A 14,065-nucleotide genomic window follows, 5' to 3' on the forward strand; every position below is an offset into this window, starting at 1 on the left:
TTAGTACCGACCGTTATTTTCCAAGTTATCACTCAAGCTTCCTGAAATTTCAAAGCTATCAGGCGTCACCAAGAAAATTGACTGACCAATTCGCTCGATTTCGCCGTTAACAGCGTAAGCTGCACCGCCCAAGAAATCCAAAATACGCTTAGCTTGGCTTTCGTCAATTTGCGTAAAGTTCACGATGACGGCTTCGCCACCCAAAATTTGGGAAACGATGGCACGTGAATCGGAGTAAACCTTTGGTTCAAAGAGCGCAATTTTCTTGCTCATTGAAGCCAAATCGCGGCTCGTCACGTTACGAACACTACGTGAAGGCATTGCTTGCTTAGGCTTTGGGGCCGGAGCAGCGGCAGGTGCTACTTCTTCTTCGTATTCGTCATCATAGTAATCGTCATCACTTGAGAAAAGCTTTTTAATTGAGTCAAATGCCATGGGTCTTCTCCTTAGCGCTTCTTAAAGAACGGAGGCTTGTCATCATCTTGACTGCTCAAGTCTAAGTTAGCGTTCTTGTTGTCGCCTTCAACAGGTTCAAAATCTTGCTTTTGAACACCATCAAAGCGGCTATCTTGCTTCTTGCTACTTGGCGTGTTAGTTGCCAAATCCCAATCTGCGAATGGATCACGTTCATCACCAGTCGTAGCAGCCGAGGCACTATCGGCACTCGTTGCTGGACGGTCGAAGATTGAACCTTGGTGGTTAGCCGTGCTTTCAGACTGATCACCCTTGTTAGCAAAGAGCTGGCTAGCCTTCTTCAAAGTATCCTTAGGATTTGATGACTTCTGCAAACCAGTGGCGATAACCGTAACACGAATTGAATCACCCAAGTCATCATCAATTGAAGTACCGAAGATAACGTTAACTTCGCGACCGGCTTCTTGGTTAATTACGTCCGCAGCAGATTGTGCTTCGAACAAGGACATGTCAGGACCACCCGTGATGTTCAACAAGACATCCTCGGCACCCGCCATATCAACTTCAAGCAAAGGTGATGAAATGGCAGCCTTGGTAGCGTCTGCGGCACGGGATTCCCCGTTGGCAACACCAACACCCATCAAGGCAGGACCAGCATCCTTCATAACCGTCTTAACATCGGCAAAATCAAGGTTGATAAAGCCAGGGTTAGTAATCAAGTCAGAGATACCGCGGACACCTTGCGTCACAACGTCATCAACAATCTTGAAGGCTTCTGACAAGGGCGTACGCAAATCAATACGATCCTTCAAACGTTCGTTGGTAATGACAATCAATGAGTCAACGGATGCTGAAAGTTCTTGCAAACCTTCGACAGCGTAACGACTACGCTTTGGTCCTTCCCAAGAGAATGGACGCGTTACAACGGCAACCGTCAAAGCACCTTGATCCTTAGCAATTTGAGCAACTACGGGAGCGGCACCGTTTCCAGTTCCACCACCCATACCGGCCGTGATAACGACCATGTCGGCACCCTTAAGCGCTTCAGCGATTTCTTCAGAAGATTCTTCCGCTGCCTTGGCACCACGTTCTGGGTTCGAACCAGCACCTAAACCGCCAGTTAACTTAGGTCCGATTTGAACCTTAACGTCAGCTTGGGACTTATCCAAAGCTTGGACATCAGTATTGGCTACAATAAATTCGACACCCTTGATGCCTTCGTCGATCATGTGGTTGACAGCGTTAGAGCCACCACCACCAACACCGATCACCTTAATAACTGCTCCGGTGTTGCCTTGTGTCTCGCCTGAGAAATCCATGAATTCACTCCTTAAAAAATAATGTTATTCGTCTTCGTCGTCAGAAAAAAGATTGCTAAATCGATTACGGATTCGACCAAAGAATCCTGTCGAAGCATCATCAGCATCTTCGTAGTACTGGTCACCATTTTGACTAGCCTGGCCTTCGATTACCTGACTATCATCACGAACCTGATGATATGGGGTTACCTTGTTGGCAGCGTGCTCATCAAACTGTTCCATAACGACCTGCTTAATGACCTTATCGAGTTCGCTTTGACGACTATCGAAAAGGGTGTAGGCCAATGCACGAGCATAGGCCGGGTGACGCAAACCAATTTGATCAGGAACGGTCAAATGGACGTTGTCACCAAGGGTAGCCCGAGCAAATTCTAAGGAACCTGGCAAGGCAGTGTTACCACCGGTAATGATGAAACCACCAGGCAGTTCCATGGCGCCGACGAATTCGAGGCGCTCTTTGATACGGTCATAAATCTGTGCTAAACGAGCTGCAATGATTTGTGATAGATAAGCTTCGGAAATGGACTGAGCTTCTTTTTGACCAATCACATTGACCATGAAGGTTTCATCAGCTGAAGCCATGTCTGGATCAGCATAACCATGTTCCTTTTTAATCTTATCGGCATCCGCATAAGAAATACCAAGCACGGTGGAAATATCCTTGGTAATGTTGTCGCCCCCTTCGGGGTCAACAAAAGTAAACTTCAATTTGTGATCGTGAACGACCGAGGCCGTACTCTGGCCACCCGCCAAATCAATCAAGACGGAACCAAAGTCCTGTTCGCCATCATCAAGAATTGATTCACCCATGGCAAGGGGCGCCAAAGTGAATTCGCGAATACTCAAACCTGCCTTTTGAACGGCTGTCCGAATATTTTCAATCATTTTGTTGGGTCCGAGGTAGGCCAAAGCGTGCATTTCAAGGCGAACGCCAATCATGTCGCTTGGATCCTGAATTCCATCAAAGCCATCGACAATAAATTCTTGTGGAATTAAGTCAATGACGGCCTTATCGGGCGACGAAACCCCTGAGAGAGCCTGTTCCGTAACGTTGGCAACGTCTTGGTAAGTAATTCGTTTATTTTGGTTGGCAATTGATACCAGACCATCTGCATTCAAAATTTCAATATTGTTAGCGGGCAAGCCCAAGACCACTTCATCAATTTCGAGGTTAGCCTTGTCTTCAGCCTGCTTAATAGCAGCTTTAACTGCTGCAGCAGTGGCATTAATGTCAATCACAACCCCGTGCTTAATCCCTTGTGAAGGTGCACTACCGGTTGCAATGACGTTAAAACGGTGGTTTTCAACTGAGGAAACGACAACTTTAATCATAGTTGTGCCGATGTCTAATCCAACTGTTACGCCTGATTGGTGCATGCGTATTCCCCTTTTTATATAAGAAATTTAGATACTAAACCTGTAAAATATCTTAACACAAACTTAACATTTTATATAGCGCTAGTTCTGCTTTTTTTCACTAATTGCCGATGAAGAAGAGACTTGGCTAGAAGGGCTATTGGACTGGCTCATTGCACTGCTTTCCATCGAAGAAGAATGACTACTTGATGACGCTGAGGAATCATCCAAATTAATCTTGGATTTCAAGGCCGTATCGTAAGGATACGAGAAGGAACCAAACTGCAAATCCACCACACCCGCCTTCTTCATTTGGGCTGCAATTCCAGGATAGTACTGCATGCGCTGGGCAAAGGTGCTGACCGAAACATATGCGGTGTTGCCATCGTTCATCACCATCACGAGGCGATTACGGTTATTCTTGTCGGGTGAAAAAATAATTTGACTGACATTGTGGCGAACAACGTAGGACAGTGAAGCAAAAGCCACCGCCACTTGCTTTTCAACTTTCTCGTCTTTAAAACCAGAATATACCGGTGCCGTGCCGTCTGGCTGACGGCGATGGGTCCGATTTCCTTGGGTATCCAACTCGTACCAATTTCCGTGATATAGGACAAAACCGGTGTCGATTTTTTCAGTTATACCAATGTGGACGATGTCGTCTTGCAAACTAACTTTGGCAGTCGCTACTTTCGGATTGGCCTGCTTTAATTTTTGCGCCAAAAAGTATTCTTGACCGACGACTTGATAGCGATAAATCTTTTGGTCAAAGGACAACTGCTTTTTGAGATTCTCGGCCGTCACATTGACCGATTGGACCTGCACGTCACTAATGGTTTCCCAAGGACGCCAAACGGCAATAATCACTGCAATTAGGGTAAGAAAAATAAAGACTGAGCTTTTCAGTGGTGTCCAAAAAGCGCCGATCAAAGATTGGTCGGCTGCATTCGTTTCTTCCTGATTGTAGCGATGATTAAACATTTACTTACGCTCCGCAATCGCGTCCAAAAGTAGTTGGTATAGTTGATCGCCAGCATCCGGCGTCGCAATGGCTTCTGCTTTTTGAGCCATTGTTTCGCGAAGCTGTTGATCTTGCATAATTTCATCGGCCGCTTCCAAAAGATGCTGACCGTTAAACTCAGTTTCAAGAATCATTTTGGCTGCACCAGCTTGCACTAAACTTTGTGCATTTTTACGTTGGTGATCCCCGGTGACATAAGGACTAGGCACCAAAATCGACGGAATACCCAAGGTCGTAATTTCGGCAATTGATGTTGCCCCGGCGCGCGCCACGATGGCCGCTGTCTTTGCCAAGACTGCCGGCATGTTGTCGATATAAGGCAAGATCTTAACGTTTTTGGCCGGTGTCAAATGACGTTCCTGCATAACGGTTTCAAAGGAGGCCAAACGCTTGGGACCGGCCACGACCACGATCTGATAATCCCGTTGGTTAAACTCAGGCAGGGCCTCAATGACCGCCATATTAATGGCCGGTGCGCCTTGAGAACCACCGAAAATTAACAGAGTCGGTACTTGATCACTCAAGTCGTATTGCTGCCAGGAAAAGTCGCTCTTCAAGCCGGCCACTTCCTGAGCACGTGGGTTCCCAACTAAGCGAGTCTTCCCTGCTGGAAATTGATCAGCAGCCATTTGGAAGGCCACCCCAATTTTGGTAACCTTACGGGCCAAAAAGCGATTCGTAATCCCGGGCACGGAGTTCTGTTCATGAACCACCGTTGGAATCTTCATTTTTTCAGCAGCGTAAAGAACGGCTCCGGAAACGTAACCCCCGGTTCCGACCACAACATCCGGCTTAAAATCCTTGATGATTTTCTTAGACTGACTAACGGCGCGTTCAAAAAGCCAAACCGTCTTAAAGTTATCCAAGGAAAGTGAGCGCTTAAAGCCCTGCACATTCAATTGTTTGAAAGGCAAACCGGTTTTTGGAACAATGTTACTTTCCACGCCACGATAAGAACCGACGTAAAGGAATTCGGCCTCCGGATCGTGTTGCTTAATAACTTTCGCTAAAGCGAGCGCCGGATAGATATGACCACCGGTTCCCCCACCTGATAAAATAACACGCATTAACTTACCCCTTTTGTGCTAATTCAGCTTCCAACGTATCGATGAACTCCTGTCCACGCACTTCGAAGTTATCGTATTGATCCCAACTAGCTGCGGCTGGTGAAAGCAAAACCACGTCGCCGGGTTCAGCTAATTTCAGAGCAATTGGCACAGCGCGCTTAACATCGATGGCTGTGATGACCGGCTTGTGGCAGGCACGGGCCAAGGCCACAATCTTCTGTTGGGTTTGACCAAAGGCCACAACGGCCTTAACGTGCTTCAAGTTTGGAATCAAGCGCATAACGTCATCGCCGCGGTCCAAACCACCGGCTAACCAAATGGTTGGCTGGTCAAAAGAATTCAAAGCGGCTTGCGTAGCTTCAATGTCAGTCGCCTTGGAGTCGTTGTAGTACTTTACGCCGTCCTTTTCAAAGAGGTATTGCAAACGGTGCTTAACGCCGCCAAAGGTCTTCAAAACTTCCACCATAGCCTTGGTTGAAACGCCAGCGAGCATGGCTGCTGAAGTGGCCGCCATAATGTTTTCCAAGTTTTGTGGGCCGACTAGCTTAATGGCCGACAAAGGCATGATAGCTTCATCAGAAACCCAGAGGCTCTGTTGACGGACTTGCGCGTAATTCCCCTCTTGGGTGCGGGAGAATTCACGAACCTGTGCCTTCGTTTTAGCCGCAAAGGATGGCGTATCGGCTCCATCGGCGTTCAAAACCAAGTACTGATCAGCAGTCTGGTTCTTAGTAATGCGGAACTTCGCCGCCACGTAGTTTTCACGAGTCTTGTGATAATCCAAGTGATTGGAGAAGATGTTCGTCACAACAGCGATGTCGGGTTGAATAAAGGGAATGCCAAGTAGCTGGAAAGAAGACAGCTCGAGCAAAAGGGTGTCCTCACTCGTCAAATTGCCGACAACCTCGCAAACGGGGGTTCCAATGTTACCGGCCGTCGTCACCTTAACGCCGTCAGCCTTTAACATTTCTGAAAGCAAGGAAACCGTTGTCGTTTTACCATTGGAACCCGTAACCGTAATCAAACGGCCCGTGAAGGTTGAAAGGGCAACAGCAACTTCCGTCAAAATCGGAATGTTCAAGCTTTCGGCTTTCTTAATCAAGGCGTGATCGTAGTTGATGCCAGGATTTTTTACCAAGTAATCAAAGGAATCGTCCAAGTTATCGGCAGCATCGTTTTCAATAAAAGTAACGCCGGCAGCTTGCAACTTGTCGTATTCTGCATCCTTAGGAAAAGCAGACTGGTTTACGACCGTTACCGTAGCACCTAAATCAAGAAGGCGCTGTGCGGCCGCTTTACCTGAACGGGCCCAACCAAAGACCATGACTTTTTTTGCTTGAAATTCTAACTTAGACATATGATTCCCCTTTTTAGATATGTACAGATGGCCTCCGCCACCTTTATTTTAATAGATAAAGTGAACACCAGTTAAGGCCAAGACAAGGCAAATTCCCCAGAAGAGAAAATCAATTTGCCATTCTGACCAGCCCCACTTTTCAAAGGAGTGGTGAATGGGTGCCATGGGAAAGACCCGCTTTTTAAAGAAGTGATAAGACAGGGTCTGGATGATTACGGATAAGGTTTCGATAACGAAAATCAAACCGAACCAGAGCAAGGAAATCGAAGCGTGCAAGAGAATTGATTCGATGGCCAAGCCTGCACCAAGTGCAAGTGAACCGGTGTCCCCCATGAAAATCTTTGCCTTGGGATGGTTGTAAATCATGAAGGCCAAGAGTGCGGCAATCACTGCCACGTTGAAGGTCACGATGGAAGGATTGTGCCGGATGACGGCAATCCAAGTATAGGCGCCGTATACCACGATGGCACAACCCGTCAAAAGGCCGTCCAAGCCATCGGTTAAGTTAGTAGCATTTGACCAACCCACTAACCAGAACCAAAGGAAGAAGATGTAAAAGATTCCCAGGTTGACCGAACCTAGCCAAGGCAAAGTAATGACAAAGGGCAAGTGCAAGGCCCACATCAAAACCAAAACAGCCAGTGCTGAAAGGGTTTGAGCGAGTAACTTTGGCTTAAAGGCAAAACCATCGTCGGCATGGTTGATTAGCTTCAAAGCATCATCAATACCACCGATGACGGCATAAGAACCCATGGCCAAGATCAAGGTCAAAGTCCAGGTAAAGGAAGCCCAGTTGGCATAAGAACTGGGCATCACCAAAGTTGCAATAATTGCTGCGGCGACAAAGAGGGCGCCGCCCATGCTTGGCGTTCCCGCCTTTGCTTGATGGTCGGGTCCCAACTTGCGAATGACCGCTTGTTCCTTTGACTGGCGCAAAAACTTAATCAACGGTGGCATTCCCACCAAGGTAATCAAAAAGGCAAGCACTCCTACCCATATGTTTCCATTCATCTTCTTATTCCTTCTCCTTGAGTGTCACGATAATCTTGCTGTAGTCATTGAGCTTTTCACCAGCTGCGATGCTTTGCTTAGTGACGTAACCGTTGCCCCGTGTCGTCACCTCCACGCCTAGTTCCTTGGCGTAGGCGCGCACTTCTGACAAAGACCAATCCGTCATATCCGGCATCGTTGTGCTTCCGTCAGCTCGAATAATGATGAGCTGTCCCTTAAGCGCATAAGAACCGGCGTTAACTGACTGGGTCTTCACTTTGCCTTGTGAACCAACGACAGCAACGCGGAATCCCTGCTTCTTCAAACGCTTTTGCGCATCGGAAACATTGTCGCCAGTGACTTGAGCTAATTTAACTTCATTTGTCTTTGATTTTACCGCACTATCACTGTCATTCAAAGCTTGTAACATGACGGGACGGAAAACTTTATTCAAGGTTAACTGAATGTTTTCATCTGGGAAGTTTTGTGGCTGGCGAACCGCAACATACATGATGTAGCGTGGGTTCTTTTCCGGCACGATGGTCATGACGGAGTGAATGTCATTGGTCAAACCGTCGAGGTACTGACCGTTTTCTGAAATCTGAGCCGTTCCCGTCTTAGCCGCAACTTGGTAGCCAGCATCCTTCAAGCTGTACTGGATGGCGGTTCCAGTCTTTTGGTTAACAACATCGGTCATGTAAGAGCGTACCTTCTTAGACGTTGCCGCAGAAATGGGATGGGCCACCGTCTGCGTTTCACCGGTGTAGGTGGTTTGACCAGTCTTAGCATCGGTAATTTTATCAACCAGGTAAGGTTTGATTTCCTTTCCGTTGTTAGCAATGGCTGAATAGGCCTGCAAGAGCTGGATAGGCGTGACATTGATGGCCTGACCATAGGCCGTGTTGGCCTGATCGATGGCATGGTCAAATGAAATTGAACCGGGGTCCTCGTTTGGCAAATCCGACTTGGTTGAACGCAAGAAGCGGAAACGGTCGATGTACTTGCGCCAAGTTTTGGCACCCAAGGCCTGTTCAACATGGGCAAAAGCCACGTTAGAAGAACGCCAATAACCTTCACGGTAAGTTAAGCGTCCTTCGTTTTGGCCAAAGGCATCGACAATGCGACCACCGCCAACCATATAACTTCCAGATTGATAGGTGTCGTTAGGGTGCCACTTACCCTCTTGAATGGCAGCTGCCAGGGTAAAGGTCTTCATGGTCGAACCAGGCTCGTAAGCAGACTGGTTCAAAAGGTTGGACCAGGCGTCCTTGAGGCCGTCTTGGGTATTAGGATCAAAATTCGGTCGTTGACTAGCTGCTAAAATCTTTCCGGTCTTGGCATCCATCAAGACCCCGATGGCAGACTTAGCTTTCGTGCCGGCGAACATGACATCCATCCGGTTTTCCAAAGTGTTTTGTAGTTTTTCATTGATGGTCAATGTAACGTTTTGACCGTTTTGAACGACGTTTTGCTGGTTTTGGTCGACTTGGTTACCGAGGTAACTCTTAATGCCGTCCTTCCCCTTCAATTCCTTATTCTTGGAAGCCTCAATACCGAGGACCCCGTTCAAGGTGGTTTGGCCGGCCTTGTTTTCCGTTGAATTAGTCAAACCGATAATATGAGAAGCCATGCGGTTGTTGGGATAGAAACGCGCCGCTTGGGGCGTAAACTTAACCCCGGTCAACTTCATTTTTTGAATTTTGTTGTACTTGTCAACGGAGAGATTTTTACCGGCGGAACCAAACTCCACTTGCAGTTTATTGCTGTCCAGGCGCTTTAAAATCTGGCTCTTGCTGAGGTCTAGAACCTTGCTGAGCTGTTCAGCTGTTTTTTCCTTATCCGTGACGTATTGGGGTTTATTATTTTCAACCTGTTTTTTATCCAAAACGGCGTAAATATTATAGACGGTGGAATTGTCCGCCAAAATACGACCATCATTGTCAAAAATCCGGCCACGAGTGGCCGGTACAATTTGATTCAACATGAAGGATTGCCGAGTGGCCTCGGTCAGGTTATGATGGTTGACCTGTTTTGTCCCTGCAATCTTAAAAAGACGCAATCCCAACAGTGAAATTACTAGAATTGTTGCCAATAATAGAAAAAGGCCAAATACCTTGGCGTTTTTTTTCACTCTCTTTTGGGATAGTCGTCTCATGATTACAGTCCTAAATTTTAGCGGTTGACGTTGCGCACATTGTCATCAGCTTGCTGCATGTCAGCCTTTTGCGCAAATTGATCAAGCTTTTCACGGCTCGTCTTGCTTTGAATCTGACCTTGCAAACTGTCGTTTTCTCGTTTAACTTGCGATACCTTGCTTTGTGCCTGATAGTTGGCTTGTTGAACGGAGTCAATCTGAATACTAGTATATACCGTTGCCAGCATGAGTAAAAGGACGCCGGTTGCCCAAAGGGCAACGAGTCGCTTTTCAGATTTTAGCCAAACCGCTGGTTGATAGCGGCGTCGCACCACTCGACGCGTCGTCGTTGGGCGCGGCAAAGTGCGAGCGGCATTGTCATAACGATATGCATTTTGCGCCATAATCTTCTACTCCTCTTCTTCTCCAAATTTAACTCGTTCAATTCCGCGTAGTTGCGCAGAATGAGCACGTTGATTCTGTTCCATTTCGGCCTCGTCAGGCTTAATGGGCTTACGGGTCAATAATTTATAATCGGGTTCAAATTGTCCCGGCAACACGGGCAAACCGGCTGGTAATTCCGGACCAGTTGCACGTTCACGAAACATTTGCTTTACCAAACGGTCTTCCAAAGACTGGAAAGTAATCACCGAAATCCGACCCTGAACATCCAAAAGGTCTAGCGATTGGGTCAAAGAATCCTCTAAGGCCCCTAATTCGTCGTTGACGGCAATTCTCAGGGCCTGAAAAGTTCGCTTAGCCGGGTGGCCACCATGGCGGCGTGCCGGCGCTGGAATGGCTTCCTTGATGATGTCAACTAGTTCAAAAGTCGTGTTAATCGGTGTCTGTTCGCGGTGCTGTTCAATCTTGCGGGCAATCTGCTTTGGAAAACGATCTTCACCATAACGACTCAAGATTCGAAGCAAGTCATTAAAGGACCATTCGTTCACGATTTCCTTGGCAGTCAAGCTTTGGCGTTGATCCATCCGCATGTCGAGTTCAGCGTCATAGTTATAGGAAAAACCACGCTGCCCGTCATCGAATTGAACGGAAGAAACACCCAAATCATAAACCACACCATCCACCGCCTGAATGCCATCCTGGCTCAGGCGCTTTTTCAATTGGCGGAAGTTTTCATGGACCAGAATTAACTTCCCAGCGGCAATTTCATCAGCGTATTGTTCCTGGTTGTAGTCGATGGCCGTTTGATCCTGATCAAAACTGTACAGGTGCCCAGTCGTTAAACGCTTTAGGATTTCACCAGTGTGTCCACCGCCACCTAAGGTCGCATCAACATAAATTCCGTCGGCTTTGACCGCTAGTAAATCAATCGCAGGTTTTAAGAGGACCGTTACGTGTTCAAATGTCATCGGTCATCCTCCCCTCAAAAATCAAAGTCAACCAAGCCTTCGGCAATATCATCAAAGTTTTCAGCAGTTGCTTGCGTATAGTCGTCCCAGTTCTTCTGACTCCAAATTTCAAAGGAGTCGCCCGCCCCGGTAATGACTGCCGCATTGTCCAGCTGTGCATGTTCTTTTAAGTTTGCTGGCAAAATAATGCGGCCCTGCTTATCGAATTCCGCTTCCATGGCACCCGCCATAACGAAACGCTTAAAGGCACGAGCTTCTTTTTTACCAATTGGCAGTTGATTCAACTGCTCTTCTAAGTTCTCCCACACATTGCGTGGCATGGCCCGCAAAGCATGTTCCATCCAGCGGGTCACCACAAAAGAATCCCCCAACTGGTGGCGGAATTTAGCAGGAATGATCAAGCGCCCTTTGCTATCAAGGCTATGTGAATATTCGCCCATGAACATAAAGCGTCGACCTCCTTTTCCACCGAACTAACTATGAAATAATTTACCACATTCCCCCACTTTCTACCACTTTTATCACACATTTTTGGATTAATTCACGACAAAAAAGGCCTAAAGCTTGATATACCAAGCTTTAGACCTGTGGGGAATATTATTTAAATTAGGTGGAGGGTAAGGGCCGTAATGCTAACAATGATTTCCAAGAGCAAGGCCAAAAGTCCTGACCACTGCCAGTAACGGTGCCAAAAAACGACAACCGGCCAGTTACGCCGCAGTAAAATTATTGCCAAAATCATGCCGATGACTAACCAAAGCAGCAAGATGGGGATAATAAAGCTGTAACCGAAGGCAAAACCCATCGTAAAATGCATGGCTAGCCAACTTGGCAGAGTCGCTAAGTCCCAAAATGTCACCATCCGAAATTTCGTGTAGTAACGCCGGAGCAAGTAGAGCATTATTAATAAAATTAAGAGGCCCAGGGGCCAAATATACCAAGTCATAATCTTACCTCGGCTTAACTTTACCGGACTTTCGGGCAAATTTCAATTTTATTAATTCTATGATAAGATAGAAACAATTTGACACGAGGTAAAATTATGCCAACAGAAACAAACCGCCCAGCGGTCAACAAAAAGCTAGAAGAAGAAGTCCACAAGCAATTAGCAAAGCGTCCTATGCCCAAGATGGAGCAAAAGGAAAAGACTAGGATGTCACGATGGACATTATTCATGTCCTTCCTCATGGTCTTCATCATGGTCGGCGCCGGTGTTTTGGCTGCCGTTTCAGGCCTCGGCTGGATGTAAAAATAAAAAACAGCTAACTTTTTGTTAGCTGTTTTTTTGTAAAGAAAAAGCGCCTTGGCGGGCGCTTTTTTAATTGATTTATTCAACAGAAATTAAGAATGGATAAAGTGGCTGTCCACCGTTATGAATCTCAGTTTCAAGATCATCACGATCCGCCGTTACCTTTTCAAGCAACTTTTCGGCGTCAGCCGTCTTAGCACCATCACCGTAAATAACGGTCACGATTTCTGAATCTTCATCAAGCATGCCATCGGTAATTTCTTCGGCAACGGCAAGCATCTTCTTACCCGTTGTCACAATCTTACCGTCGACCATCCCTAGCCAGTCACCGTTCTTGATTTCACGGCCATCCAAGGTCGTGTCGCGAACCGCTTGGGTAATCTGGCCAGACTTGACTTCGCTTAACATTGCTGACATTTCTTCAGCGTTATCATCGACCGAACCATCCGGGTTGTAGCCAAGCATGGCTGACAAACCTTGTTGCACCGTTCGGCTTTCAACAACCTTAACCGGCACCTTAGCCAAGTCAATCGACTGCTTAGCAGCCATAAAGATGTTACTGTTGTTTGGCAAAATCACAGCGGCCTTGGCCTTTGATTCTTCAATGGCCTTCACGATGTCGGCCGTTGAAGGATTCATGGTCTGGCCACCCGAAATGACGGTGTAAACGCCGAGGGACTTAAAGAGCTTAGCAATTCCATCTCCAGCAGCAACGGCAATTACCGCTACCTTGGGTGCCGGACGATTTTCTTTAGCAGCCAAGTTCGCAGCTTCGTCTTGACGACGCTGTTCATCAATGACGGCCTGCTGTTGATCACGCATGTTATCAACCTTGACCTTAACCAAAGAACCAAATTCAGTTCCCCAGTGAATGACATTTCCAGGATCTTCCGTGTGGACGTGAACCTTTACAATATCATCGTCATTGATGACCAAAAGTGAATCACCAATCTTAGCCAAATGGTCGTAGAACTTTTGGTAATCAAACTTCTGATCAACCGTCGTTCCCTTACCGATTTCGACCATGATTTCAGTACAGTAGCCGTACTTGATATCATCAGGGTTCAAGTCGCTGTTGGCCTGAGCGCCAGCGTGCAACTCTTCAACCATCTGGTCCAATTCGGCATTATCAGGTGCCTTGATGTTATCTTCATCAAAGGTACCGGCCAAAACCTGGTAGAAGGCATCCAAGACGAAAACCAAGCCCTGTCCACCAGAATCAACAACGCCAACTTCTTTCAAAACCGGTAGAAGATCAGGCGTTGAATCCAAGGCTTTTTGAGCAGCTTCGCTAGTGTCCTTCATCACGGCCACAACATCATCTGTCTTTTCAGCCGTCTTGTTTGCCTGACTTGCTGCTTCACGGATGACGGTCAAAATCGTTCCTTCGGTCGGCTTCATCACTGACTTGTAGGCAATCTTAGCCGCTTCCATCATGGCATCGGCCAAGTCACGAGCAGACAAAGTCTCCTTTTCAGCCATTGAATTGGAGAAACCTCGGAAAATCTGAGAAAGAATAACCCCAGAATTTCCACGGGCACCCATCAAAAGCCCCTTAGCAGTCGCCTTTGATAGTGCCCCAATATTCGTGTCCAAAGCATCGCGCTCGTACTGAGCACCCGATGCCATTGAGAGGGACATGTTCGTTCCCGTGTCACCATCAGGGACAGGGAAAACGTTCAACTTATTAATCTTTTCCGCATTGGCCGCCAACATAGCAGACGCAGCGTTAATCATCTTACCAAACTCAACGTTGGTAATCGTCGTCATTTTACTCGTCGTCATTTT

Annotated in this window: 14 protein-coding genes; 1 reads left to right on the top strand and 13 read right to left on the bottom strand. The window is 47.0% G+C overall.

The features are described from left to right. The 12 genes from ABSY64_RS03780 to ABSY64_RS03835 all read right to left on the bottom strand — a co-directional run bounded on the left by ABSY64_RS03780 (position 1) and on the right by ABSY64_RS03835 (position 11,974). Positions 1 to 435 (bottom strand): cell division protein SepF, encoded by a 435-nt coding sequence (locus ABSY64_RS03780; RefSeq protein WP_349641736.1) that lies wholly within the window; start codon positions 433 to 435, stop codon positions 1 to 3. An 11-nt stretch (positions 436 to 446) separates the two neighbouring features. Further along, positions 447 to 1,733, bottom strand: coding sequence for a cell division protein FtsZ (gene ftsZ, locus ABSY64_RS03785; protein ID WP_349641737.1), 1,287 nt, complete (start codon positions 1,731 to 1,733; stop codon positions 447 to 449). A 24-nt stretch (positions 1,734 to 1,757) separates the two neighbouring features. Next, positions 1,758 to 3,110 carry a cell division protein FtsA gene (gene ftsA, locus ABSY64_RS03790; protein WP_349641738.1) on the bottom strand — a complete coding sequence of 451 codons (1,353 nt, stop codon included), beginning with the start codon at positions 3,108 to 3,110 and terminating at the stop codon, positions 1,758 to 1,760. A gap of 81 nt (positions 3,111 to 3,191) precedes the next feature. Continuing rightward, the gene (locus ABSY64_RS03795) at positions 3,192 to 4,070 is read right to left on the bottom strand and encodes a cell division protein FtsQ/DivIB (RefSeq protein WP_349641739.1); all 879 of its coding nucleotides are present in this window, start codon (positions 4,068 to 4,070) and stop codon (positions 3,192 to 3,194) included. Next, positions 4,071 to 5,177: an undecaprenyldiphospho-muramoylpentapeptide beta-N-acetylglucosaminyltransferase gene (gene murG, locus ABSY64_RS03800; protein ID WP_349641740.1), complete on the bottom strand. Its 1,107-nt coding sequence runs from the start codon at positions 5,175 to 5,177 to the stop codon at positions 4,071 to 4,073. It lies immediately after the preceding gene. A 4-nt stretch (positions 5,178 to 5,181) separates the two neighbouring features. Beyond that, a complete protein-coding gene (gene murD, locus ABSY64_RS03805; RefSeq protein ID WP_349641741.1) occupies positions 5,182 to 6,534 on the bottom strand; it encodes a UDP-N-acetylmuramoyl-L-alanine--D-glutamate ligase in 1,353 nt (450 codons plus the stop codon). Positions 6,535 to 6,582: 48 nt separating this feature from the next. Next, positions 6,583 to 7,545: a phospho-N-acetylmuramoyl-pentapeptide-transferase gene (gene mraY / locus ABSY64_RS03810; protein ID WP_349641742.1), complete on the bottom strand. Its 963-nt coding sequence runs from the start codon at positions 7,543 to 7,545 to the stop codon at positions 6,583 to 6,585. A 4-nt stretch (positions 7,546 to 7,549) separates the two neighbouring features. Beyond that, complete coding sequence (locus ABSY64_RS03815) at positions 7,550 to 9,679, bottom strand: penicillin-binding transpeptidase domain-containing protein (protein ID WP_349641743.1); 2,130 nt, start codon at positions 9,677 to 9,679, stop codon at positions 7,550 to 7,552. Positions 9,680 to 9,696: 17 nt separating this feature from the next. Next, complete coding sequence (locus tag ABSY64_RS03820) at positions 9,697 to 10,062, bottom strand: cell division protein FtsL (RefSeq protein ID WP_349641744.1); 366 nt, start codon at positions 10,060 to 10,062, stop codon at positions 9,697 to 9,699. Between the two features lie 6 nt (positions 10,063 to 10,068). Then, entirely contained in the window at positions 10,069 to 11,028 is a 960-nt protein-coding gene (rsmH, locus tag ABSY64_RS03825) for a 16S rRNA (cytosine(1402)-N(4))-methyltransferase RsmH (RefSeq protein ID WP_349641745.1), read from the bottom strand. A gap of 14 nt (positions 11,029 to 11,042) precedes the next feature. Continuing rightward, positions 11,043 to 11,474 (bottom strand): division/cell wall cluster transcriptional repressor MraZ, encoded by a 432-nt coding sequence (gene mraZ, locus ABSY64_RS03830; protein WP_349641746.1) that lies wholly within the window; start codon positions 11,472 to 11,474, stop codon positions 11,043 to 11,045. A 155-nt stretch (positions 11,475 to 11,629) separates the two neighbouring features. Beyond that, positions 11,630 to 11,974: a DUF3397 domain-containing protein gene (locus ABSY64_RS03835; protein WP_349641747.1), complete on the bottom strand. Its 345-nt coding sequence runs from the start codon at positions 11,972 to 11,974 to the stop codon at positions 11,630 to 11,632. Positions 11,975 to 12,070: 96 nt separating this feature from the next. Between ABSY64_RS03835 and ABSY64_RS03840 the strand changes: the two genes are divergently transcribed. Further along, positions 12,071 to 12,277, top strand: coding sequence for a DUF4044 domain-containing protein (locus ABSY64_RS03840; RefSeq protein WP_349641748.1), 207 nt, complete (start codon positions 12,071 to 12,073; stop codon positions 12,275 to 12,277). Positions 12,278 to 12,355: 78 nt separating this feature from the next. Here the strand turns inward: ABSY64_RS03840 and ABSY64_RS03845 are convergent, their stop codons facing one another. Beyond that, positions 12,356 to 14,062: a DAK2 domain-containing protein gene (locus tag ABSY64_RS03845; RefSeq protein ID WP_349641749.1), complete on the bottom strand. Its 1,707-nt coding sequence runs from the start codon at positions 14,060 to 14,062 to the stop codon at positions 12,356 to 12,358. Positions 14,063 to 14,065: the final 3 nt, after the last annotated feature.

Source organism: Eupransor demetentiae, assembly GCF_963930865.1.
Classification (GTDB): domain Bacteria; phylum Bacillota; class Bacilli; order Lactobacillales; family Lactobacillaceae; genus Eupransor; species Eupransor demetentiae.